Raw genomic sequence first — 23,286 nt, 5'->3', positions numbered from 1 at the left:
AGACAGGAGCACGAGGTGGACGCGGTGATCGATCAGGTCGACGTCGACCGGACCCCGGAGGACGACGATCCGGGAGGCCGGATCGGGGAGGCGGTCGAGTACGACCTCTTCGCTGCCGAGGAGGAGCCGTCGCCGGAGCCAGCCGGGCTCGTGGCGTTCCACCTGGCGCCGACGCTGCGGCTGTTGCGCGACGAGATCGACCGGCGCTGGCCGCACCGGGACCGCGCCTCGGACGGCTGGATCGGTGACGCCGCCCACCAGGCCGGCACCTCCGACCACAACCCGGACGCGGACGACCGCTCGGTCAACGCGCTCGACGTCGACCGGGACGGCATCGACCCGCCGCTGGTGATCCGCAAGTGCATCGCGCACCCGTCCACCCAGTACGTGATCTTCGACCGGACGATCTGGAGCCGGACGCGGGGCTTCGCCCCGGCCCGGTACACCGGCAGCAACCCGCACGACAAGCACCTGCACGTCAGCGTCAGCCACACCCCGTCGGCGGAGCGGAGCGACCGGAGCTGGGGGATCGTCACCGCGCCGGTGCCGAAGCTCGGTGACCGGGTGCTGCGGCGCGGCAGCCGGGGCAGCGACGTACGCGAGTTGCAGACCGTCGCGGGTCGGCTGGGTGCCAGGCTGGCCGTCGACGGGGACTTCGGGGCCGCCACCGAGGCATGGGTGCGTACCTTCCAGCAGTCCCGGAAGCTGGCGGTGGACGGCGTCGTCGGTCCGTGGACGGTCGCCGCCCTGCGCGAGGCGACCAGGCCGCCCGCGCCGACGCCGGCCGGGCGGGCACCCGGCTCGCGCACCCTGCGCCGGGGGACGAACGGCGACGACGTGGCCTTCGTCCAGCGGTTCGTGGGGGAGCGGCGGTGCGGCCGGGCGACCGGCGCCTTCGACGCGCGGACGGAGGCCGGCGTGCGCTGGTACCAGGGGATGCGCGGGATCACGGTCGACGGGGTCGTCGGCCCGCAGACCTGGCGGCAGATGCAGGTCAAGGTCGCCTACTGACCCTCGGAACGGGTACGGCGGTCACCCGGGACCGCCGTACCCGTTCCCGCTGTCCCGGGAACGGTCACTTCGCCGCGGTCTCGTCGTTTGCCAGAACGGCAAATTTACTTGTCGGATTGGCGGGGCCCGCGGAACGGTTGTCCCTAACGAGCGGAGGGACGCACATGACGGACGAGACGTACGACGTGGTGGTGGTCGGTGGGGGCGCAGCCGGGCTGAGTGGGGCGCTGGCGCTGGCGCGGGCGCGACGGTCGGTGCTGGTGGTGGACGCCGGACAGCCGCGCAACGCGCCGGCTGGCCACGTGCACAACTACCTGACCAGGGAAGGCACGCCGCCGGCCGAACTGGTGGCGGCCGGGCGTGCCGAGGTGACCCGGTACGGCGGCGAGGTCGTCGCCGGTCGGGCCGAGACCGCGTCGCGGGACGGTGACGGGTTCGTCGTGACGCTGGACGGCGGGCGCGGCGTGCGGGCGCGGCGGCTGCTGGTGACGACCGGGCTCGTGGACGAACTGCCCGACGTGCCGGGGGTGGCCGAGCGGTGGGGGCGCGACGTGCTGCACTGCCCGTACTGCCACGGGTGGGAGGTCCGGGACCGGCGCCTCGGCGTCCTGGCCACCGGCCCGATGGCCGCGCACCAGGCGGACCTGTGGCGGCAGTGGAGCCCGCACGTGATGCTGCTGCTGCACGGCACGACGCCCGGCGCCGAGGAGACCGAGCGGCTCGCGGCGCGCGGGATCACCGTCGTGGACGGCCCGGTCGCGGGGCTGGAGGTGGCCGGCGACACGCTGACCGGGGTACGGCTGGCCTCGGGCGAGGTGGTCGCGCTCGACGCGCTGGTCGTCGCGCCGCGGTTCACCGCCCGCGCGGAGGTGCTGGAGTCGCTCGGCCTGAAGCCGGTCGACGTGGAGTTCGGCGGGCAGGTGATCGGCAGCCAGGTCTCCGCCGACCCGACCGGGGCCACCGCCGTGCCCGGCGTGTGGGTGGCGGGCAACGTGGCCGACGTACGCGCCCAGGTGATCACGGCCGCCGCGGCCGGACTGGCCGCCGGCGCGGCGATCAACGCCGACCTCGTCGCCGAGGAGACCCGTGACGCTGTGGCCGCCTACCGGCACCAGGCGGAGACGATGTTCGAGGAGGCAGCCTGGGAGGAGCGTTACCGGGCCCGAGCGACGGTGTGGAGCGGTCGCCCGAACCCGCAGCTCGTCGCGGACGTCACCGGGCTGCCCCCGGGCCGGGCGCTCGACGTCGGCTGCGGCGAGGGCGCCGACGCTGTCTGGCTGGCCGAACGGGGCTGGCGGGTCACGGCGGTCGACATCTCCACCACCGCCCTGGAGCGGGCCGCCGCCCACGCCGCGGCCGCTGGTCCGCAGGTCGCCGGCCGCATCGAGTGGACGCACGCGGACCTGCGCGACCAGCCGCCCGCCGAGGGCGCGTACGACCTGGTGTCGTCGCAGTTCATGCACCTGCCGGGCGAGGCGCGGCGGGAGCTGTTCGCCCGGCTGGCCGCCGCGGTGGCCCCCGGCGGCACCCTGCTGATCGTCGGGCACCACCCGCTCGACCTGCGAACCACCGCCCGCCGGATGCACTTCCCGGAAATGATGTTCACCGGCGAGGAGGTCGCGTCCTCGCTCGACCCGACCACGTGGCAGGTGCTGGCCGCCGAGGCCCGGCCACGCGTGGCGGTCGACCCCGAGGGACGCGACATCTCCATCCACGACGCCGTCCTGGTCGCGCGCCGCCGAGCCTGACCGGCCCCGGCGGTCGCTGTTCGAGCCGGTGAACCGGGGTGCCGGTCGGTGCCCGCAGCGGCCGTCCGGCGAGGACTTCCGGCCCGGCGGGTTCCTCGCCACGGGCGCGGGGAGGAGAATCGGTCCCGGTCCATCGGGAAGGACCTCCACGCACGTGGGGTGGGCCGGGTAGTGCGTGCCGGCTCTACGGCTCGACCCCGCGCGTGGGGTCGAGCCGTGGAGCCGTAGGGAGGCGATCGGTATGTCGGGTGGAATGGTCGCGGCGGTGGCAGTCGGCATACCCGTGCTCTTCGCCGCGGTGCTGCTGTCGATCATCAAGGTGCTCGGACGCCGCGCCAGGGCGGGGCTGAGGGCGGGCCGGTACACGTCACGGCGGGGCAACTCGTCGGACAACAGCTAGTCGACCATGGGCGGTGGCTGAGCACGAGCGTGGCCATCGGATGGTCGGCGAACGCCCCTTCGGCCGGGCCGCACGGACGCTTCATCCCGTCTTGACCGGCTGAAATAGGATCGAAGCTCGTCATGCGCGAGGAGGGGTTTCGATGGGGCGGACGCTGCGGGTGGGTATCCCGATTCTCCTGCTGGGCGCAGTCGGCTGGTACGCCTCGTACGTCACCACCATCCTCGTGTGGGAGGTGCGCAAACTGGTGCCCTGGCTGGTGGCGCCGGCCCTGGTGGCCCTGCTCGCCGGGGCGCCGTTCCTGGTGCGACTGCTCACCCACCGGCTCCGCCGGCGCGGGACCACGCCCGCGGCGGCCGGCGGGATCGTCGCCCTCGGCTGGCTGGGCGCCGCCGTCGGGCTGGCCCTGGGGGCGTTCTGGCTGGCCTACGGCGAGTACCTCCAGGACCGGGCGTACGTGACCACCATGCGGGTCGTGAACGATCCGGTCCCGGAGTTGACCGCCCGCGCGCCGTACGTGGTCGGCGAGGCGCAGGCCGCGCCCAACCTGGGTGACGTCACCGGCGAGATCACCGACGTCAGCTACCTGCCCGACCACGACCGGTTCGCCGTCCTGGTCGAGCGGCGGGGCTGGTTGACCGGCTACGAGGTCGGCCTGGTGCAGGAGGTGCCGCTCGGCGGCAACAGCCGGGCGCAGCAGCGGTGCCAGTTCGACGTGTCGACCGCCGACGCGCGGATCGGCGGCTGGTTCACCCACAACCTGGGCCGGAAGATCTCCGCCGAGCGGCGCTGGGTCCGGTTCTCCGCCGACGACGCATACGTCCACTGCCGGGGCGACACCCCGGTCGTGGTGGTGCCGCTGAAGCGGCAGACCGGAGTCCTGGTGGTGACCGAGCGGCCGGCCGGTGTGGCGCTGTACGACGGCCGGACCGGGAAGGTCACGATCACCGACGACACGACGAAGGTGCCCGGGCCGTCCTATCCGATCAGCCTGGCCGCCGAGCAGCGGGAGGGCACCGCCGCCGTCGGGGGCTTCGCCGACTGGTGGTTCGAGCGCAGCGGCTGGGACGCCTCCGAGGACGGCGCGAACGAGGGCAACGAGTCGGAGTTCACCCTGCGCCACCGCGACGGCAGCGGGGGCAGCGCGTACGTCACCCCGCTCACCCCGCAGGGCGAGGCCAGTTCGGTGGTGGCCGTGTCCACGGTGCCGACCCGGCACTCCGGCGGTGGGCTCGCCCCGCTGACCGTGCACCGGCTCAGCCCGACCTGGTCGTCGCCCCAGGCGATCGTCGCCCTGATCAAGGCGGAGTACCGGGACGTCTGCTGCTGGAACGACGACCAGGTGTTCGAGGTCGTGCCGACCGGCGGCAGCACCTGGACCGCCACGCTCGGCACCGCGCAGAGCATCCGGTACCGGGTGGAGGGGCGGGGTCAGGTCAACGGACGGGAGGCGACCTGCCTGAAGAACGCCGACGGCGCCCTGGTCCGGTGCGCGTACGCCGCCCCGGGATCGCCGGAGGAGCAGGAACTGCAACGCCGGGAGCAGCAGAAGCAGCAGGAGGAGGCGGCGAACGGTGGCCCCGGCCCGAAGGACCTGGCCACGTACACCGACGAGCGGCTGGCCGAGCTGAACCGACGGATCTCCGAGGAGGTCAACCGCCGCCTCAAGGAGCGTTGACATCCTCTCCGCCTTGAAGGACGGAGATTCCCTCTACGCTGCGTGTGGAACACGCGGCGTCCGGGTGGGTTACCGCTTCGCCGCGCGGTGCCAGCATCGCTGCTGGTCTTACCTGCGCTCCACGGTCGTTGAAGTCCGCCCGTCCGGCGGCCTTGATGTTAATGGCGGCGTTGACGTCCCGGTCGTGGTGGCTGCCGCACGGGCAGTCCCACGCTCGGACGTCCAGGGCCGTCTTCGAATTGATCCGGCCGCAGTCGGAGCACATCCGGGTGGACGGGAAAACCGATCCACCCGGCCGAAGGTGCGCCCGTATCGGGCGGCCTTGTACTCCAACATCCTCGTGAACGAAGCCCATCCGGCGTCGTGGACGGACTTCGCGAGCCGGGTCCGGCCGAGACCGATCACGCACAGGTCCTCGACGTACACCGCTTGGTTGTCGCGGATGATCGCCGTGGACAGTTTGTGCTGCCAGTCTCGCCGGGTGTCGACCACTCGCGCATGAGCACGGGCGACCTTCACGACGGCCTTCTTGCGGTTTTGGCTGCCCCGCTGCTTGCGGGACAGATCCTGTTGCAGCCGGCGCAGCTTGCGGGCCGCGCGGCGCAGAAACTTCGGTGCCGTCACCTTCGTGCCGTCCGAGAGGACCGCGAAGTGGGTCAGACCCAGGTCGATACCGACCTCCGAGTCCGTCTCGGGCAGTACCTCGTCCTCGCACGTCTGGACGACGAACGAGGCGAAGTACCTGCCGCCCGCGTCCCGGATCACCGTGACCGAGCTGGGCTCGGACGGCAGGGTCCGCGACCAACGGACCGGCACGTCGCCGATCTTCGGCAGGCGCAGGCGACCGTTGTCCAGGACCTTGAACCGGCTGTTCTTGGTGAACCGGATGGCCTGCCGGTTGTCCTTGCGGGAACGGAACCTCGGCGGTGCCACCTTGCGGCCCTTGCGTTTGCCGCTGATCGAGGCGAAGAAGTTGCGGTACGCCGTGTTCAGGTCGGCCAAGGCCTGCTGCAACACGACCGACGACACCTCGGAAAGCCACGCCCGTTCCGGTGTCGCCTTGGCCTCGGTGATCCGCTTCGAGCGGCGACCCAGGGCGGGCATTGATATTTTCATGTGTGTACATGTAGGAATACCTCTGCCGTGGTTGATCAGCTCTGCCCGGGAGAGGGAGCACATGGGAGTCGCGAGGAGAAGTCTCATCCGTGGTGCGGCGGCCCTCGCCGGTCTGTCCGCCGGTGGGATCCTGTTGCCCGGCCGGGCCTACGCCGGCCCGGCGATCCACAACCCCTTCGCGGGCTACCCGATCACCAACGGGTGGCAGGACCACCTGAACCGGGGCTCCCGGGGCGGCATCGACTTCGGGATGCGCGTGGGCACACCACTGCCCGCCTGTGGGGCGGGCACGGTCACCAACACGCCGTTCAACGGCGGCGGCGGACACACGGTCACCATCAGCCACTCCGAGGGCTATCGCAGTCAGTACCTCCACCTGTCCCAGTTCGCGCTGGCCAACGGGACGTACGTTTCGGCCGGCGCGGTCGTCGGGCTGTCCGGCGGCGCCGCGGGCGCACCCGGATCGGGCAGCTCGACCGGGCCGCACCTGCACTGGCACATGATCAGCCCCGCCGGGGCCTATCTCAATCCGCTGGCCTACATCGCGCAGAACCCGCCGGTGGGCGCCGGCGGCCCGATGTTCCACCAGATCCGCGTCGCCAGCGGGGCCTGGACCGGATTCCAGCCGCTCAACGGTTACCAGACCCCCGCGCACGGCAGCGCCAAGGACATGGCGGTGGCCGGCCTCCCCGACGGCACGGCGCAGATGCTGATCGTCGGCCTGGACGACGGCGTCTACCACCGCATCCGCAACACCAACGGCACCTGGAGCGAGTTCCAGCCGCTCAACGGCGTCGGCACCACCGGCACCGCGCGGGGAAAGCGGGTGGCCATCGCCGGCCTGCCCGACGGCTCGGCCCAGGTCGTGATCATCGGCGCCGACGACACGGTCTACCACCGCATCCGCAACGCCGACGGGAACTGGACCGCATTCGGCAGGCTCAACGGCTTCGGCACCCCGAGCCCGGCCGGTGCCAGGGACGTCGCCATCTCGGGGCAGCCCGACGGCACCGCGCAGGTGGTCATCGTCGGCATGGACAGCGGCATCTACCACCGGATCCGCAACACCAACGGCACCTGGAGCGAGTTCCAGCCGCTCACCGGCAACGGCACCAGCACCACGGCGATCGGCAGCGCCGTGGCTGTCGCCGGCCTGCCCGACGGTTCGTCGCAGGTCGTCATCGCGGGCGTCAACGGCTACCTGCATCACCGCATCCGGTCCGCCAACGGCGCCTGGAGCCAGTTCCAGCCGCTCAACGGCGTCGGCACCAGCAGCCCGGCGGTGGCCAAGGACGTCACCGTCGCTGGGCTGCCCGACGGCACCTCGCAGGTGGTCATCGTCGGCTCGGACGACGCCGTCTACCACCGGGTGCGGGGCGCCGGCGGTTCCTGGACGGAGTTCAACAGCCTGCCGGGCTCCGGAACCCCGACACCGGCCAGGGGCAGCAGGGTCTCGCTCGCCGGCCTCCCCGACAACTCCACCCAGTTGGCGCTCGTGGGTCGATGACCATGGGTCGGTGCCGGACGCGTTCGCCAGAACCGGACAACGGGCGGACCGCGCCCGGAGCTGGTGGGGCCGCTTCATCCTCGACACCTCGGAGCCGAGCCTAGGACTTCGGGCCGGTCGAACGGCCGCCATCCGTCGCCGGCTCCCCGACGGCCGAGGCGGGGCTTTCCGTCGCCGCCCGGCTGCCACCGGCGGTGCCCGGCCCTCGGGGCGCGGGACGCCGGCGCGGCCGGGCCAGCGCCAGCACGACCGGCGCGGCGGCCAGTGCCAGCAGGCCCCAGGGGTAGCGGGCCGCCTCGACGGTGAAGGCGAGCGGCCGGTCGGGCAGTTCGATCCGGCCGTGCAGCTCGCGCCGGCCGACGGCGGTGACATCCATCGGGACCCGGATCCGGTACTGCCGGGTCTGTCCGGCCGCGATCGTGCCGAGCGCCGGGGCGTCGACCACCCCGTGCACCCGCCCGGGGCGGCCGAACAGCAACGTGAACGGGGGGTCGACCACGTCGACGGGGCCGGCGTTGCGCAGGGTGAGGTCCACGGTCAGGTCCCCGGGGATACCGAACCAACCGGCGACCCCGGAGCGGTCGGCGGCACGCAGGCCGACGACGGCCAGCTCCGGCGTGCCGGCCGGGGCCGGGGCGGGACGTGCGGTCACGCCGGTCAGCGGCAGGGCGACGGTGGCGCGCGCGGAGCCGGTGGGTGTGCGGGCCCTCAGCACGCAGGGGCAGGCGACCGGTGGGGCGGCGAGCACCACCGGCAGGGTCGCCGCCCCCGAGGGCGGTACGTGCCCGTCGCTTGCGCCGCTGGCCGCGCAGTCGAGTGCGCCGCGCCGGCCGTCATTGCCGCAGACCTCGATCTGCACGGTGCCGGCCGGCCAGCCGCGCAGGGCCACCAGGATCTGCTGACCGGCCCGGAGCGTGCCGGCCGGCACGGCGATTCCCGGCACCGCCGACGGCGTGCCGGCCGGTGCGGGCGCGGGGGCGGGCACCGCGGCGGCCAGCGCCAGCAGCGCGACGCCGATCGGCGGGAGCGGGGTCACGGCGTGTCGGTCGCGGGGCCGGCGGTGGGCCGGTCCGCCGGTGGCGGTCCGGCGGCCGGACGGCCCGGGTCCGCCCCCGTGGCCACGGCCGGTTCGCCGGAGGCGGCCCGCGCGGCGGCGACGCGGCGGCGCCAGCGGGCGGCGAGCCAGCCGGCCAGCACGGCCGGCACGGGGAGCAGCAGCCACGGCGGCGCCCAGGTGGCCGCGGTGCGGAGCACCGGCGGCAGCGCCGTGTCCACGGTGGTCGGTGCGAGGTCCACCTTGGCGGTCAGCCGCAGCGCCGGCGGCACGCCGGTGACCCGCTCGGTGACGGTGAAGACCGCGCCGGGCAGCAGTTCGGGCAGGTCGACCGGGTCGGTGCGGGTCAGGCGCCAGCCGAACGGCCCGTCGAGGGTCACCGTGCCGGTCCCGCCGAGGCGTACGTTGCCGGTGTTGCGCAGCCGGTAGCTGACGACGACGTCGCCCCCGCCGACCGGGTTGACCGGGTTGTCGTAGCTGACGCGGACCGACTCGATCGTGGCGGCGGGGCGGAGTTCGCCGGCGACCCGGAGGTAGACCCGCGCGGCCAGCCGCTGGTCCACCCGGACCTGCTGCCCATCGGCCGTGGTGCCGGCCTGCGCGATGGCGGCGATCACCCCGCCCGAGTGGTCGCCGGGGGTGGCGTTGGCGGGCACGCTCAGCCGGAACGGGAGGTCGGCCCGCTTGCCGGGCTGCACCGTCCAGCTCCGTCGCTCGAAGCTGATCCAGGAGCCGACGTCGGTGGCCGCCCGGTCCGCCGGCAGCAGGGCGAACGCGCCGTCGGCGGTGGTGTACGCGTCGGTGCCGTACACCTGGAAGGTGAGCGGCCTGTTGCTGAGGTTGCTGACGCCGACGTGGTCGGTGAGGGTGCTGCCGGGGGCCAGGTCGTAGACGAAGTAGTTGCGTCCGGTCGGGCCCTTCGGCCCGGACGGCTGCACCGCCCACCGGGTGGCTGCGGCGTCGGGAGCCGGCGACGCCGGCCCGGCGCGGCCCGGCGCGGGCGGGGTGCCGGCCGGCGACGGCGTGGACGCGATGGCCGGCGCCGGCGTGGGGGCGGCGGCCAACGGCGTGGCGGCGGTGGCCGGCGGCGCGAGTGCCGCCGTGAGCAGCGCGGCGGCAAGTGCGGCGCCGGTCCGGGACGGGAGGGTGACGAGGGACATGCCGGGCTCCGGAAGGGGTGGACGCGGTGGGCCGGACGGCCGGTGGGGCGGGACGGGGAACATCCCGCCCCACCGGTGACCCGGTGCCGACCTAGGAGAGGGTCAGGGTGAGGGTCGCCGTGTAGTCGCCCGCCGCAGCGGACGCCGGCACCCCGAGGTTGAGCTGTGCGCCGCAGGTGAAGGCGCCGCCGCTGGCCCCGGTGGGTGAGGTGCACAGCGCCCGGGCCGCGCCGAGCCCGGCGCCGGGTGCCGCGACTGCGCCCGGGGCGACGGTGCCGACGGTGCCGCCGAGCGGGTCGTCGACCGCGACCGCGCTCGGCGCCCAGCCGAGGTTGTCCGCAGCGATGACCCCGCCGGTGGCGGAGGTGAAGTCGGAGACCTCACCGACCAGGCTCCATCCGGCGTTGGTGCCCCGCAGGTCCGCCACGGTGGCGCCGTGGAGGTCCCCGCTGGCGACCTGGCCGTTGGTCACGGCCGGCAGCGCGACGGCGGAACCGGCCACGCTGAGGGTCAGCGGGCCGCCCGTCACGGTGGCGGTGATCCGCTGCTGGGCGTCGCCGCCGCCGGTACCGGCCCGGGTGAAGCTGACCGGGGCGAAGGTGTCCTGGCTGCGGTCGGTCGAGCCGTGTGCGGCGAAGGTGACCACGTAGCACTGCACCGCCAGGCAGTCGACCTGCTTGCCGCTGCTGTCGGTGTAGGCCGCGCTGATCGGCAGCGTGGTGCGGAAGGTTCCGTCGGCGTTGAGCTTGTCCCGCGACGCGGTCGGCTCGTTCGCCGCGCTCACCCACTTGGTCACCTGGAGCACACCGGCGTTCAGCCAGTGCTGGTCGACCTTCGGGCCGAACGAGACGTAGAAGCCGGCCCCCCGGTTGGCCGCCGGGTCGAAGCCGGAGCCCTCGACCGTGATCGTCGCCCCGGCCGGGTCGAGCCCGGTGGACGGGGTGACCGACACCGCCGGACCAGCCGGCCCGGTGCCACCGGTGGTGGCGGTGAACGACACCGGGTCGAGCGCGTCGCCGGCGGCGTAGAAGCCGTTGAACGCCGAGGCGCCCGCGGTGGTCAGCGTCGCCGCGAGGCCGGTGCCGGTCACCGTGCCCGCGCCGCCGCCGGGGTTGCCGGCGCCCACGGCGAGGGTGGCGATGGTCGCCTGCCGCACCGAGACCGGTTCGGCCGCCGTCGTGACCAGGTCCACGTCCGCCTTCAGGGAGGCGGTGCCGCCGGAGACGTCGACGGTCGGGTTGGCCAGGGTGATGGTGAAGAAATGCCCGGGGTACGAGAAGACCACGGTGCCGCCGTATCGGGCGCTGGTGGCGCCGGTGGCGGAGTCGTGGTTGTCCCCCGTCGACGGGAAGGTGAACGTCCCGTCGGTGTTGATGGTGGCCCCGTTGCTCACCGCGATCGGCGGGCTGCCGTTGCCGCCGGAGACGTAGGTGCGGAACGTCTGCTTGAAGCCCCAGGTCAGGCTGCCACCGGTGATGTCGGCCTCGGCTGCCGAGGCGGGGCCGGCGCCCGCGAGTGCGGCCGACAGGCCCAGGGCGGCGACCGCCGCCCAACGCATCGACCGCCGCCAGGCGTGACCGGCTCTGGATCGGACCATGCTGATTTCCTCTCTCGATTCGTTACGGACAGTGATTGAAGTTAGGCAAACCTAACTAATGCCGCTATCCGCGATCGAGCCAAGATCCGAAACCGAACAACCCCTTGTGAGCAGCGGATTCGTGACTTAGGTTAGGCAAGCCTAATTTTGGGTCGGCCGGTTGATGCCGTCCCCTGTCGCGTGAGGAGTCCGATGCGAGCACGGCGACACGCCCTCCTGGCCGCCACCCTGATCACTCTGGGTGTCGTCGCTGCTCCGCCCCCCGCGCACGCGGGCACCGGCCGTGGTGTGGGCGGTCAGACGCTCACCGTCACCCCGAGCACCGGGCTGGGCAGCTCGGGCGCGACCGTCACCGTCTCCGGCCGCGGGTACGACATCACCAAGGGCATCTACGTGGCGTTCTGTGTGGACAACGGGGCCGGCGCGGTGCCCAGCCCGTGCGGCGGGGGCGCCGACACCACCGGCGAGCTCGGGGCGTCCCACTGGATCTCGTCGAACCCGCCCTCCTACGGTGAGGGGTTGGCCGTGCCCTACGGCGCGGGCGGAACGTTCCGGGCCACCCTCCGGGTCACCCCCACCATCGGCGCCGTCGACTGCGTCACCCGCCGGTGCGCGGTCGTCACCCGCGCCGACCACACCCGCGCCGCCGACCGGTCCCAGGACGTCCGGGTGCCGGTGACCTTCGCCCGCGCGGCCGCCTCCACGCTGGCCACCCCGCGCGCGACGTCGACCGGTGCTGCCGCCCCGGGCCGGACCGCGTCGGGCGCCACCGGTGCTTCCACCGCCCCGCCCGCCACCGCGGCCACCCGGGCCGGTCCCGCCACCCCAGCCGGCACCCCGGTGGCCGGCACCCCCGCCGCCGACGGCGCCCCCGGGGCCGGGGCCGGCGCGACCGAGTTGGCGGTCAGCCGGGTCAGCGCCGCCTCGGGCGTCGGCCGAGGGTGGGCCCTCGCTCTGCTGATCCTCGCGGTGGCGGCCACGGTGCTGCTGGTCCTGCGCCGGCGTCGCCGTCGGGGAGTGGCCCGGTGACCGGCCCCGTCGGGCGGCACCGGACCGCCCCGACAGCCGCCCGCCGCCCCTGCCTGCCCGCTGTGCTGGCACTGCTCGTCGGGGCCGTCGCCGCCTGCTCCACGCCCAGCACCGGCACCGCCCCGGCGGACCCGGCCGCCTGCGGGCCGGTCACCGCCACCATCGGCAGCACCGACGTCACCGCGCTGCGGCCCGCGCCGACACCCGTCCTCCCGGCCACCGTCACCTCCGCCGACGGCGTCACCGTCACCGTCGCCGATGCCGGCCGGATCCTGCCGGTGAACCTCTCCGGGTCGATCGCCGAGACCGTGTTCGCCCTCGGCCTCGGCGGCAACGTCATCGGGCGCGACACCTCGACCACCTTCCCGTCCGCCGCGCAACTGCCGGTGGTGACCCCGGCCGGGCACGACCTGTCCGCCGAGGCGGTGCTCGCCCTCAACCCGAGCGTGGTGCTCGCCGACGACACCATCGGGCCGCCGGAGGCGCTGCGCCAGCTCCGCGCCTCCGGCATCCCCGTCGTCATGGTCGAGGCCGAGCAGACCCTCGCCGCCGTACCGGGGCACATCCGCGCGGTGGCGACGGCCCTCGGCGTCGCGGCGGCCGGCGAACGGCTCGTGGCCCGCGTCGAGGGCGAGATCGCCGCCGCCCGCCGCGCCGCGCCGCAGGGGAGTGCCCCCCGGATCGCCTTCCTCTACCTGCGGGGCACCGCCGGTGTCTACCTGATCGGCGGCCGGGGAGCAGGCTCGGACGCGATGATCGAGGCGATCGGCGGGGTGGACGCCGGCAGCGCCGCCGGCCTGACCAAGTTCCGCCCGCTGACCAGCGAGGGCCTGATCAACGCGGCACCCGACGTGATCCTGGTGATGAGCGCCGGACTCGCCTCCGTCGGCGGCGTCGAGGGCCTGCTGAAGCTCCCCGGGGTCGCGCAGACCCCGGCCGGTGCGGCCCGCCGGATCGTCGACATGGACGACGGCGTCCTGCTCACCTTCGGCACCCGGTCCGGACCGGCCGTGCAGGCACTGGCCTCGGCCGTGTACTCCTGCGGGAAGCCGTCGTGACCGGCGTCGACACCTCCACCCGAAGCCAGGCGGGACCCACCGCTGGCCGTCGGGTCGGACGAGGGCCGGCGCTCCTCGCCGGGCTCGGCGCCGTCCTGGTGCTGGTCGCCCTCGTCGCGGCGGGCCGGGGGCAGGTCCAGGTCTCCCCGGCCGAGGTGCTCGGCTCCGTCCTGCACCGGCTCGGCCTGGACGTCGGCACCCCGCCGGCCAACCCCCAGGGCGAGAACGCGCTGTGGATCGTCCGCTTCCCCCGGGTGGTGCTGGCCGCCGTGGTCGGCGCCGCGCTCGGCTGCGCGGGCGCCGTCATGCAGGGCGTGTTCGGAAACCCGCTGGCCGAACCCGGCGTGATCGGGGTGTCCGCCGGGGCGGCGGTCGGGGCGGCCCTGGCCATCGTCACCGGCGTTACCGTCCTGGGCGGCTGGACGGTGCCCGCCGCCGCCTTCGCCGGTGGGCTGGCCACCACGTACGCCGTCTACCTGCTGGCCCGCTCCGACGGCCGGACCGAGGTGGTGACCCTGGTGCTGACCGGCGTGGCGGTCAACGCGGTGGCCGGCGCGGTGATCGGCCTGCTCATGTTCGTCGGCGACGAGGCCGGGGTGCAGGCCATCGCCTTCTGGAACCTGGGCAGCCTCGCCCCGGCGAACTGGTCCGCGGTCGCGCTGGCCACGCCCTGCCTGGTGGTCGGGCTCGGCGTCGCGTACGCCGACGCCCGCAGGCTCGACCTGCTCGCCCTCGGCGAGTCCGCCGCCCGGCACCTCGGGGTCGACGTCGAACGGCTGCGAATCCGGATGATCGTGGTGACCGCGCTGCTCGGCGCGGCGGCCGTGGCCTTCACCGGCATCATCAGCTTCATCGGCCTGGTGGTGCCGCACCTGGTCCGCATGGTCGCCGGCCCGGGGCACCGGGTGCTGCTGCCGGCCAGCGCGCTCGGCGGGGCGATCGTGGTGATCGCGGCCGACCTCGCCGCCCGCACCCTGGTCGAGCACCAGGAACTCCCGCTCGGGGTGCTCACCGCGGTCGTCGGCGGGCCGGCGTTCTTCTGGCTGCTGCGCCGCACCCGAGGCCGGGCCGGAGGCTGGGGATGAGCCCGCTCGCAGGCGGGGCGGCGCGCGGCCGGCCGCGGGGCCCGCTCCGCTGGTCGGGGCCCCGCGTGCCGGTCCCGGTGCCGGCAGGCGCCCCCCGCGTCCAGGTAGCCGGCCTGCGCGTAACCCGCGCCGGGCGGCCGGTGCTCGACGGGGTCGATTTGCGGGTCCGTGCCGGCGAGGTGCACGCCCTGGTCGGGCCGAACGGCGCGGGCAAGTCCACTCTGCTGGCCGCCGTCAGTGGCGATCTGCCGGCCGGAGCGGGCACGATCGAGATCGACAGGCTGCCGCTGGCCGGCTGGTCCCCGGTGGAGCTGGCGATGCGCCGGGCCGTGCTACCCCAGCGCAGCACGCTGAGCTTTCCGTTCACGGTCGACGAGGTGGTGCGGATGGGACGGGCGCCCTGGGCGGGCAGGCCGGAACAGCGGCGGGACGACGAGATCGTCGCCGAAGCCCTGCGGCGGTGTGACGTTGCCGGGTTCGCCGCCCGGCCGTACCCGTCGCTGTCCGGCGGCGAGCAGGCGCGCGTCGCGCTGGCCCGGGCGCTGGCGCAGCAGGCCGTCGTGCTGCTGCTCGACGAACCGACCGCCGCCCTCGACCTGCGCCACCAGGAACTGGTCATGCGGATCGCCCGCGACCGGGCGCGAGCCGGCGACGCCGTGGTGGCCGTGCTGCACGACCTGGCCCTGGCCGGCGCGTACGCGGATACCGTGACCCTGCTCGCCGACGGCCGGGTGCGGGCCGTGGGCCCGCCGGCCGAGGTGTTCACCGCCCCGCTGCTCTCCGAGGTCTACCGGCACGACATCGAGGTCGTGCCGCACCCGCGTACCCGACTGCCGCTGGTCGTCCCCCGACGTCGACCACCGGTGCGAACCCCCGTCACCCTGGAGGAGAGATGAGTACGACCAGCATCCCGTTCTCGGCGCAACTGCGCGCCACCGGCCGGGAGGCCCACCAGGCCGCCGAGTCCCAGCGGTACGTCACCGCCCTGGTGGCCGGCGACCTGGACCGGGCCGGCTACACCGCGATGGTGGTCCAGCACCACGTGATCTACGAGGCGCTGGAGCACGCCGCCGAGGCGATGCGCCCCGACCCGCTCGCCGGACCGTTCGTCGACGACGCGCTGACCCGGCTGCCCGCCCTCGCCGCGGACCTGGAGTTCCTGCTCGGGCCCGACTGGCGCGGACGGGTCGACCCGGACCCGGCGACCGTCTCCTACGCCGAGCGCATCGGCGAGGCCTGCGCCGGCTCACCGGAACGATTCGTCGCCCACCACTACACCCGCTACCTCGGCGACCTCTCCGGCGGGCTGCACATCGGCCGGTCGCTCGACCGGCACCACGGCCTGACGGGGGAGGCCGGCGCGGCGTTCTACCGGTTCGACCGGATCCCCGACCCCAGGGCGTACAAGGACGCCTACCGGGCCAGGCTGGACGCCCTCCCGCTCGACGAGGCGGGGCGGGCCACGCTGCTGGCCGAGGTGCTCGTGGCGTACCGGCACAACACCGCGGTCCTCGCCGGCCTGTCCCGGCTCGTGCCGGGCGGCGCGGAGGCGGCGGCGTGAGCGCCTCGTTCCCCCCGGAGGTGGTCGCCGCCGTCAGCCGGCACATGAACGACGACCACGCCGGGGACTCGCTGCTCATCTGCCGGGCCCTCGGCGCGCAGCCGGCCGCCACCAGGGCCCGGGTCACCGGGCTGGACGTCGACGGGATGGAGTTCGCCGTCACCGTGCACGACATCGAGGTTCCGGTGCGCGTCCCGTTCGCCTACCGGCTGACCGAACGCGTCCAGATCCGGCAGGAGGTGGTGCGGATGTATCAGGAGGCGTGCCAGCGGCTCGGGCTCCCGCCTCGTCCGGCCGGCTGACCCCGCCGTGGCGGGCCACCTGGTCCGCCGGGTGGTTCCGCTGCCCGCGACGGTGCCCAGGGTGTCGCCGGCGAGATCGGTGTCGGTGACGGTGACGCCGACCACCACGGCGGTGCCGCCGTGGTGGTCGCGGCGACCGGTGGGACGTTGGCCGGGGTCACGGTGCGGGCGCCCGTGGCACGGCCGTGCCGTCATGGCACCGACAGGGCCGGCGCCTCGGTCAACGGATTCGTGCTCCCCGCCTGGCTGATCGGGGCGAGCATCATCCCGGCGATGGCGTCGGACAGGAAGTCGCCCACCGAGTGCCAGCGCGGGTCCTGCCCGTCCCGCTCGGCGCGTGCCTCGACCTCGGCGCAGGCCGTGGCGACGATCCGGGTGATCAGGCTCGCCCGCCCGGCCACCACCCCCGGGTGCAGGTGGTTGAGGCGGGACACCGCCGAACGGGCGATGAGCGTCGCGGTCGGGGCGGACTCCGCGCTCTCCCGCATCAGCGTCGCGGTCACCGGGTCGTGGATGGCCTGGCTGAGGAAGCGGGCCCGCCAGCTCGGCTGCGGCAGTCGGGCCATGGCGTCCATGAACGGCACCACGAGGCTCCGCACGTCGTCGAGAACCGAGTCGGAGCGTTCGAACATCCTCCGACGTGGCTCCTCCAGTTCGACCGCGTGTCGGATGATCAGCGCCCGGAGCAGGCCCTCGCGACCGCCGAAGTAGTAGTGCACGGCCGAGTGGTTGGTGTTCCCGGCAGCCTCGGCCACCTTGCGGTCGGAGACCTGCGCGATGCCCGCCTCGGCGAACAGGCGTTCCGCCGCGTCGAGCAGCGCCGTCCGGGCCGCCTCTGACCGGGCCATCGGCGAGCACCTCCTCGTGGGGCGGGGCGGGTGTGGCGAATCTCAAGCTACCCCACTGCCGACTTTGTAAGCCACGTGACTTACATTTGGTCGTCGGTGGTCAACCGGCACCCGTGACAGACCTCGCGCCCTCGGGCGCTCGCTCGACAGACACCCAGGAGCTACGCCTATGGAGTCCCCGACCGTTCCCTCACCCGCTGATTCCCCGGCGGCGGGTCCGCCGGAGGAGGACCGGAAGACCCGGATCGCGCGCTACGTCGCCCTCTTCGTGATGCCGTTCGCCATGGTCACGATGATGTTCGCCACCTACATGGGCACCATGCACTCGCCGCACCCGCGGGAGATGCCGGTGGCCGTGGTGGGGACGGGGCCCGGGGCGGAGGCGATCGTCGACGCGCTGAACTCCGCACCGGAACGGGCCATGGACGCGCGGCTGGTCCCGTCCGGCGGCGACGCGGTGGAACTGTTGAAGGACCGTGAGATCGCGGGCGCGCTGGAGATCCCGGTCGAGGGGTCGGCCACCGCGACGATCTACACCGCGATGGCAGCCGGGGCCTCCCAGGCCACCACCGTCCAGCAGATGCTCGCCCCAGTCGCCGTCGGGCAGAACTGGACGATAGCCACCGAGAACGTCGTTCCCCTGCCGGAAGGTGACGGATCGGGCACTGCGGTCCTGTTCGCCGCCATGGGCATGATGCTGGCCGGGTACGTGCCGCTGAGCCTGCTGCTGATGGCGGTTCCCCACCTGCTGTCCCTGCGGCGGTTCCTGCCGCTGCTGGCCGGCTGGTCGGCGCTCACCAGCAGCATAATCTGGTTGATCCTCGGGCCGATCGTGGGTGCCGTCGACGGCCACTACCTCCAGTTCCTCGGCGTCGGGATGCTGGCGACCGGAGCTGTCGGTCTCGGCCAGTTGCTGTTCAGCAAGCTGATGGGGCCGCTCGCGGTCCTCATCGGCATGCTGCTGTACGTCGTGCTCGGCATGCCGGCGTCGAACCTGGCGCTGTCGGTCGACGTGATGCCCGGCTTCTTCTCGTTCCTGCACGGGGTGCTCCCGCTCCCGGCGGCGGGCGAGACGCTCCGCGCCATCCTCTACTTCGACGGCCGTGGCGCCGGCGGGCACCTGCTGGCGCTGGCCCTCTGGGCGGCCGTCGCCCTGCTGCTGTGCCTGCTCAAGGAGCGCACCGGCGGACACACGATCCCCGGGGCCCCGGTGGTCACCGACCCCAACACGCGGCTGCCGGCGCTCGCGGGCGGCCCGCCGAGGTCCAAGCGGTTTCGTTACCTGGCGGTGGCGGCCTTCCCGCTGTCCATCCTGGTGATGGTGGTGGGCCTGATGAGCTTCTCAATGCACAAGCCGGAGCCCCGTGACCTCCCGGTCCTCGTGGTCGGCAGCACGACCGGGCAGGCCGAGCAGGTGGCCGCCGGCCTGGAGTCGAGCCTGGGCGGCATACTCGACGTCGAGGCGGTCGCGTCGGTGGACGAGGCCACCGAGCGCATCCTCGGCCAGGACGTCGTCGCGGCCTACGTCCTGCCGCAGGCGCAGGGCGCCGAGGCGACGCTCTACACCTCCTCGGGCGCCGGGGTCAGCCAGCAGAGCGTCGTGAAGGCGGTGTTCCAGCAGGTCTCCGCCCAGCAGCAGACCCCCTTGACGGTGAACGACGTGGCGCCGCTCACCGACACCGACACGATGGGCAGCAACAGCCTGTACGTCGGCATGTCGTGGATCATGGCCGGGTTCCTGATGCTGGCCGTGCTTCGTGGCGGGGCACCGGAGCTGAAGAAGCTGCGCCAGTTCCTCCCTCTGCTCGGCGGCTGGTCGATCGGGATGGCCGTGTGGTTGTGGCTGCTCTTCGACGTCATCGTCGGCGCGGTCAACGGGCACGCCTGGGAGATGATCGGCTTCGGCGCCGTCACCATCTTCGCCGTGTCCCTGGTGACCGGGGTGTTCACCCGAACCGTCGGCCTGGCCGCGATCGTCCCGGTGATGGTCGTGATGATGCTGGCGGGTGTGCCCGCCTCCGGTGGTGGACTCTCGGTGTACATGGTGCCCGAGTTGTTCCGTGTCCTGCAGGACATCCTGCCGCTGCCGGCCGCGGTCGACACAGCCCGATCGATGATCTACTTCGGCGGCGACGGAATCGGCAGGAACCTCCTGGTCATCGGGATCTGGGGGGCGGTCGGCCTCGTGCTGAACCTCGTCGTCGACCAGTGGCAGCGGCGCAAGGACAGCCGGGCCGGAACCGGCGGCCCGGACGGTCCTCCGCCGACCGCCGGAACGGCCGACGTCGGTGCCCGCTTCGGCGGCATCGGTGAGCTTGAGCAGGCCGCAACGCGCTGAGCCCGCGTCGGCCGGGCCGGTGCCGCGCCTCGATCCGTCGAGGCAGCGGCGCCGGCCCGGCCGTGTTCCTGGCTCACCGGAACCCGGGCCAGGAGCCCGAGGGCTCCACGTGCCCCGAACGTCCGCCACGTCGGCGCTATCATCACCCCTCCGGATGGAGGGTTGATGTTTGCTCCGCTGCGGTACGCCGCGTTCCGTCACCTGGCTGCCGGTCGGCTGATCAACATGCTGGGCAACGCGATCGCTCCCGTTGCGCTGGCCTTCGCCGTGCTCGACCTGACCGGCTCGGTGCGCGACCTGGGCCTGGTGGTCGGCGCAAGGTCGCTGATGAACGTGCTGTTCGTGCTCTTCGGCGGGGTGCTGGCCGACCGGATTCCGCGCCGGCTGGTGCTGGTCGGCTCCAATGTGCTCGGTGCGCTCACCCAGGCGGTGGTGGCCGCCCTGGTGCTGACCGGTACGGCGACGATCCCGTTGCTGCTGGTGCTCGGCGCGGCCAACGGCGTGGTGAGCGCGCTGGCTCAGCCGGCGTCGGCCGCCGCGACGCCGCAGACCGTGCCGCCGGAGCTGATCCAGCCCGCGAACGCGATCCTCCGGCTCGGCATGAACGCCGGCATGATCGGCGGGGCGGCCCTCGGTGGCCTGCTGGTCGCCGCTGCCGGGCCCGGCTGGGGCCTCGCCGTCGACGCGCTCACCTTCGCCCTCGCGGCGGCCGCCTTCGCCGGTGTCCGGGTGGCTTCCACACGATCGGCGAGCACCGGTACGGGCATCCTGGCCGACCTGCGGGAGGGCTGGAGCGAGTTCACCGCGCGGACCTGGGTCTGGGTGGTGGTGCTCGGCTTCATGGTCCTCAACGCGGCGCTGGCCGGCGGCGTGAACGTGCTCGGCCCGGCCGTCGCCGACGAGACGATCGGGCGCGGTGCCTGGGGTGTGGTGTTGGCGGCGCAGACCGTCGGGATGGTTGTCGGTGGGCTGATCGCCCTGCGGATCCGGGTGCGCCGGCTGCTGCTGCTCGGGGTGGCCTGCATGTTCGCCGAGTCGTTCTTGCTGTTGGGGCTGGCCCTGGCGCCGACCGTCGCCGTGCTGGTGGTGGCCGGGGTGGCGGTCGGGATCGCCGTCGAGCAGTTCGCGGTGGCCTGGGAGACCTCGATCGCGCAGCACATTCCCGCCGAGCGGCTGGCCCGGGTCTACTCGTACGACATGTTGGGGTCCTTCGTCGCCATTCCGCTGGGTCAGGTGGCGGTGGGGCCGGTCGCCGGGGCGATCGGCACCCGCGAGACGCTGCTGATCCTCGCGGCGCTGGTGGTGGCTTCCGTCGTCGGCATGTTGGCCAGCCGGGACGTCCGCCGGCTGCGGACGGCGGCCCCCGCCCCCGCCCCCGCTGCGGTACCGGCCGGGCAGGCCGACGGCGGACCGGGGGACAGCCCTGTCACCGCGCCCGCCGAACCGGCCGGCCGCGCCTGACCCGGCTCCGGTGGCGCCGGCAACGACGCCGGGAGAGGTGCCCTGTCCCGCGTCCGGCGGGCGTCAGTCAGCCGACCGCCGCCATGCAGGCCGGCTCACGGCAGGCGGCGGGGGAGTTGACCGGGTGCACGACGATCCTCCGTCACGACTGACTGCACCCGGCGGATGGTCGCGCCTGGTGCCATGATCACTTCCCGCCACCGTTCCAGCGTCCTGGTCAGGTCCCACACCGTGCTCCGCAGTTCCTGCAGTTCACGCTGGGATGCGGTCAGCTGCTCCCGGACGGTCAGCGCCTCGGCCTCCAGTTCGGCGACCCGCGCCCGCAGCGGCTGCACCAGGGCCAGCGCCGCATCGGTCAGTGCTCCGGCCGTCTCGGCCTTCAGCTTTCGCCGTTGCACGGTCACCGTGGCCAGCACGGCGAGCCCGCCGGCGCCTCCGAGCATCCCGAGCATGGAGATCATCAGCTGCGCCCAGTACGGGGCGTCCGGGTTCGATGCGGCGATCATGTCTGCACCTTCGAGCACGGATTATCTTGCGGATGGTGCATCCGGATCAGCCAGCGCAGTGATCCCAGGATCTCGGCCGAACGCAGCCACGACCCGAGGGCCACCGCCCCGACGAACGACGCGGCCACCACCGCCTGGTCTCCGGCGAACACCAGGACGGCGATCACGTACATCGCGGCGAGCGCACCCAGCGCCAGCACCGCGGCGAGCTCGATGCCGAGCCCGGTGCTGAGCTGCCCCGGCCAGAACATGCCGAGCAGGCCCGCGGCGCCGACCACGATCAGGCCGAACTCCCACAGGACCCTGATCGGGTCGGGCATCGCCACCTCCAGCGAATGCGGCCGGATGCCACCCACGGCCAGCAGGAGGCCGCACACGGGCGTGGTGGCGAGGACCGCGAACTCGTACACCCGGTTGCTTGTCCGATCCCGCAAGCTCCCCATTGCACACTCCCTTCCCCAGGTGCGGCCTCGTCGACGCACGGACGACCGATGATCTTCGAACGTGGCGCCGCGTGACGACGCTGCCGCCGCGGTGTCGGGACATGACGCCGGGCAATCCTCCGCCGGCCCGCCGGGTGCGCACGTGCTCGCATCACTCCCCGTGCCGCGGGCCACGTCGCGCGGCCTGCCTGCGGTCCCAAACCACATGAATCAACCATATGCGCAGGTCAGGTGCCTTTCGGCGCCTGGAGGGGTGACTGGATCACCGCAGCGCTCAGGGGAACGAGTGTCAGAATATCGACAGTTGTTTGCGTTGTCCGCAGTGTCCTATCTTCGCCCGGTCCCCGCCGGCGGGTAGCCGGCGGGGCCGGCTGCCGCCGGGGACGCCGGCCCTGCGCTCGCCCGGCGGCGGCCCACCGGGTCGCACACCGGCGCCCGGTGGGCCGCCGCCACCGCAGGACCGGTCGGGGGACCCGGGATATCTACCTCTGTGGATATAGTGTCGGCCCGGGACGATCTACCAACGAGGTACTCGAAGGACACGCGCACCCGGGACCAGGAGGGACGGCAGTCATGGCGAACGAGCCCCAGCCTCACCGCGGTGACGGCGGCGAGCTGCCGGCCGTGGGCCGCAGGGAGCTGCTGCGGGGTACGGCGGCGGTGGCGGGCGGTGTGGTGCTCGGCGGACTGTTCCAGTCGGCGCCCGCGCTGGCGGCACCGGTGATCTACAACCCGTTCAGCGGCTACCGGATCACCGACGGATGGCAGGAGCACCTCGACCGTGGCTCCGCCGGGGGCGTCGACTTCGCGATGTCGGTCGGCACGAACCTTCCTGCGTGTGGCGCCGGGACGATCTCGAACATCCCGAACAACGGCACGGGCGGTCACACCGTGACCATCAACCACTCCGACGGGTACCGCAGCCAGTACCTGCACCTGTCCCAGTTTCTGCTGGCGAACGGGACCTCAGTGGCGTCGGGAGCCATCGTCGGCAGGTCCGGCGGCGCGGCCGGCGCTCCCGGCTCCGGCTCCTCGACGGGGCCGCACCTGCACTGGCACATGATCGACCCCGCGGGTCGCCGGATCAATCCGTTGGCCTACGTCAATCCGACCCCGCCGCTCGACCTGTGGAAGGACGACATGAAGCTGATCCAGTCCACCAACCGGGGTATCGCGCTGGTCGGCCCCGGCTACTTCCGCCAGCTCAGCAACAACGAGGAGGTGACGGCCGCCGTCGCGCTGGTCGGCAACCCCCTGATCGGCAACGACCGCCAGTTCGACCTGTGGCGCAGCATCGCCTTCGACGGCCAGGTCAAGGCCCCGTCCTGACGGTCGACCCGGCGGACCGCCCCGGCTTGGCGCCCGGGCGGTCCCGGCGAGATCT

21 protein-coding genes and 1 pseudogene are annotated in these 23,286 nt (G+C 73.6%); 14 read left to right on the top strand and 8 right to left on the bottom strand.

The genetic code is table 11. The features are described 5' to 3' along the window. Positions 1-15: 15 nt before the first annotated feature. The 4 genes from OG617_RS33195 (at position 16) to OG617_RS33180 (ending at position 4,837) form a co-directional block, all read left to right on the top strand. Positions 16-1,011 (top strand): peptidoglycan-binding protein, encoded by a 996-nt coding sequence (locus OG617_RS33195; protein ID WP_405096981.1) that lies wholly within the window; start codon positions 16-18, stop codon positions 1,009-1,011. 164 nt (positions 1,012-1,175) lie between these two features. Next, positions 1,176-2,759, top strand: coding sequence for a methyltransferase domain-containing protein (locus tag OG617_RS33190; RefSeq protein WP_405096979.1), 1,584 nt, complete (start codon positions 1,176-1,178; stop codon positions 2,757-2,759). Between the two features lie 241 nt (positions 2,760-3,000). Next, the gene (locus tag OG617_RS33185) at positions 3,001-3,159 is read left to right on the top strand and encodes a hypothetical protein (protein ID WP_405096977.1); all 159 of its coding nucleotides are present in this window, start codon (positions 3,001-3,003) and stop codon (positions 3,157-3,159) included. A gap of 142 nt (positions 3,160-3,301) precedes the next feature. Then, on the top strand, positions 3,302-4,837 hold the full coding sequence (locus tag OG617_RS33180) for a hypothetical protein (RefSeq protein ID WP_405096975.1): 1,536 nt from the start codon (positions 3,302-3,304) through the stop codon (positions 4,835-4,837). Here the strand turns inward: OG617_RS33180 and OG617_RS33175 are convergent. Continuing rightward, entirely contained in the window at positions 4,824-5,102 is a 279-nt protein-coding gene (locus tag OG617_RS33175; protein WP_405096973.1) for a zinc ribbon domain-containing protein, read from the bottom strand. The genes OG617_RS33180 and OG617_RS33175 overlap by 14 nt on opposite strands. A gap of 26 nt (positions 5,103-5,128) precedes the next feature. Next, positions 5,129-5,941 (bottom strand): annotated as a pseudogene (locus OG617_RS33170) (RNA-guided endonuclease InsQ/TnpB family protein); the annotation flags it as partial. A gap of 73 nt (positions 5,942-6,014) precedes the next feature. Here OG617_RS33170 and OG617_RS33165 point away from each other — a divergent pair. After that, positions 6,015-7,460, top strand: coding sequence for a peptidoglycan DD-metalloendopeptidase family protein (locus tag OG617_RS33165; RefSeq protein ID WP_405096971.1), 1,446 nt, complete (start codon positions 6,015-6,017; stop codon positions 7,458-7,460). Positions 7,461-7,560: 100 nt separating this feature from the next. Here OG617_RS33165 and OG617_RS33160 read toward each other — a convergent pair whose 3' ends face one another. From OG617_RS33160 to OG617_RS33150, 3 genes are all read right to left on the bottom strand, one after another. Further along, positions 7,561-8,496 carry a hypothetical protein gene (locus tag OG617_RS33160; RefSeq protein ID WP_405096969.1) on the bottom strand — a complete coding sequence of 312 codons (936 nt, stop codon included), beginning with the start codon at positions 8,494-8,496 and terminating at the stop codon, positions 7,561-7,563. Next, positions 8,493-9,674, bottom strand: a complete 1,182-nt coding sequence (locus OG617_RS33155; protein ID WP_405096967.1) for a WxL protein peptidoglycan domain-containing protein — start codon at positions 9,672-9,674, stop codon at positions 8,493-8,495. Before OG617_RS33155 ends, OG617_RS33160 begins: the two co-directional genes overlap by 4 nt. A 91-nt stretch (positions 9,675-9,765) precedes the next feature. After that, a complete protein-coding gene (locus OG617_RS33150) occupies positions 9,766-11,271 on the bottom strand; it encodes an HtaA domain-containing protein (RefSeq protein ID WP_405096965.1) in 1,506 nt (501 codons plus the stop codon). A 192-nt stretch (positions 11,272-11,463) separates the two neighbouring features. Here OG617_RS33150 and OG617_RS33145 point away from each other — a divergent pair, with 192 nt between their 5' ends. From OG617_RS33145 to OG617_RS33120, 6 genes are read left to right on the top strand one after another with little or no spacing between them, the layout of a single operon-like run. Continuing rightward, positions 11,464-12,300 (top strand): hypothetical protein, encoded by an 837-nt coding sequence (locus OG617_RS33145; protein ID WP_405096963.1) that lies wholly within the window; start codon positions 11,464-11,466, stop codon positions 12,298-12,300. Then, positions 12,297-13,358: a hemin ABC transporter substrate-binding protein gene (locus OG617_RS33140; protein WP_405096961.1), complete on the top strand. Its 1,062-nt coding sequence runs from the start codon at positions 12,297-12,299 to the stop codon at positions 13,356-13,358. The genes OG617_RS33145 and OG617_RS33140 overlap by 4 nt, the downstream gene beginning before the upstream one ends. Then, positions 13,355-14,443, top strand: a complete 1,089-nt coding sequence (locus OG617_RS33135; protein ID WP_405096959.1) for a FecCD family ABC transporter permease — start codon at positions 13,355-13,357, stop codon at positions 14,441-14,443. Before OG617_RS33140 ends, OG617_RS33135 begins: the two co-directional genes overlap by 4 nt. Beyond that, the gene (locus OG617_RS33130; protein WP_405096957.1) at positions 14,440-15,339 is read left to right on the top strand and encodes a heme ABC transporter ATP-binding protein; all 900 of its coding nucleotides are present in this window, start codon (positions 14,440-14,442) and stop codon (positions 15,337-15,339) included. Before OG617_RS33135 ends, OG617_RS33130 begins: the two co-directional genes overlap by 4 nt. Then, positions 15,336-16,004 carry a heme oxygenase (biliverdin-producing) gene (locus OG617_RS33125; RefSeq protein WP_405096955.1) on the top strand — a complete coding sequence of 223 codons (669 nt, stop codon included), beginning with the start codon at positions 15,336-15,338 and terminating at the stop codon, positions 16,002-16,004. The genes OG617_RS33130 and OG617_RS33125 overlap by 4 nt, the downstream gene beginning before the upstream one ends. Beyond that, positions 16,001-16,306 (top strand): DUF2470 domain-containing protein, encoded by a 306-nt coding sequence (locus tag OG617_RS33120; RefSeq protein ID WP_405096953.1) that lies wholly within the window; start codon positions 16,001-16,003, stop codon positions 16,304-16,306. The genes OG617_RS33125 and OG617_RS33120 overlap by 4 nt, the downstream gene beginning before the upstream one ends. 191 nt (positions 16,307-16,497) lie before the next feature. Here OG617_RS33120 and OG617_RS33115 read toward each other — a convergent pair whose 3' ends face one another. Further along, entirely contained in the window at positions 16,498-17,154 is a 657-nt protein-coding gene (locus OG617_RS33115) for a TetR/AcrR family transcriptional regulator (protein WP_405096951.1), read from the bottom strand. A gap of 169 nt (positions 17,155-17,323) precedes the next feature. On the opposite strand from OG617_RS33115, the gene OG617_RS33110 reads away from it, so the two are divergent. Both OG617_RS33110 and OG617_RS33105 read left to right on the top strand, forming a co-directional pair. Further along, complete coding sequence (locus tag OG617_RS33110) at positions 17,324-19,492, top strand: ABC transporter permease (RefSeq protein WP_405096949.1); 2,169 nt, start codon at positions 17,324-17,326, stop codon at positions 19,490-19,492. Between the two features lie 165 nt (positions 19,493-19,657). After that, on the top strand, positions 19,658-20,953 hold the full coding sequence (locus OG617_RS33105; protein ID WP_405096947.1) for an MFS transporter: 1,296 nt from the start codon (positions 19,658-19,660) through the stop codon (positions 20,951-20,953). Between the two features lie 95 nt (positions 20,954-21,048). Here OG617_RS33105 and OG617_RS33100 read toward each other — a convergent pair whose 3' ends face one another. Then, positions 21,049-21,414, bottom strand: coding sequence for a hypothetical protein (locus tag OG617_RS33100; RefSeq protein ID WP_405104042.1), 366 nt, complete (start codon positions 21,412-21,414; stop codon positions 21,049-21,051). 41 nt (positions 21,415-21,455) lie between these two features. After that, positions 21,456-21,893 (bottom strand): hypothetical protein, encoded by a 438-nt coding sequence (locus OG617_RS33095; RefSeq protein WP_405096945.1) that lies wholly within the window; start codon positions 21,891-21,893, stop codon positions 21,456-21,458. A gap of 582 nt (positions 21,894-22,475) precedes the next feature. On the opposite strand from OG617_RS33095, the gene OG617_RS33090 reads away from it, so the two are divergent. After that, the gene (locus OG617_RS33090) at positions 22,476-23,231 is read left to right on the top strand and encodes a M23 family metallopeptidase (protein WP_161684179.1); all 756 of its coding nucleotides are present in this window, start codon (positions 22,476-22,478) and stop codon (positions 23,229-23,231) included. Positions 23,232-23,286: the final 55 nt, after the last annotated feature.

The sequence above is a fragment of the Micromonospora sp. NBC_01412 genome, assembly GCF_045040215.1.
Taxonomy (GTDB): domain Bacteria; phylum Actinomycetota; class Actinomycetes; order Mycobacteriales; family Micromonosporaceae; genus Micromonospora; species Micromonospora rubida.
Note: the sequence above shows the minus strand (reverse complement) of the source record. Positions and strands in the feature narration are given on the sequence as shown.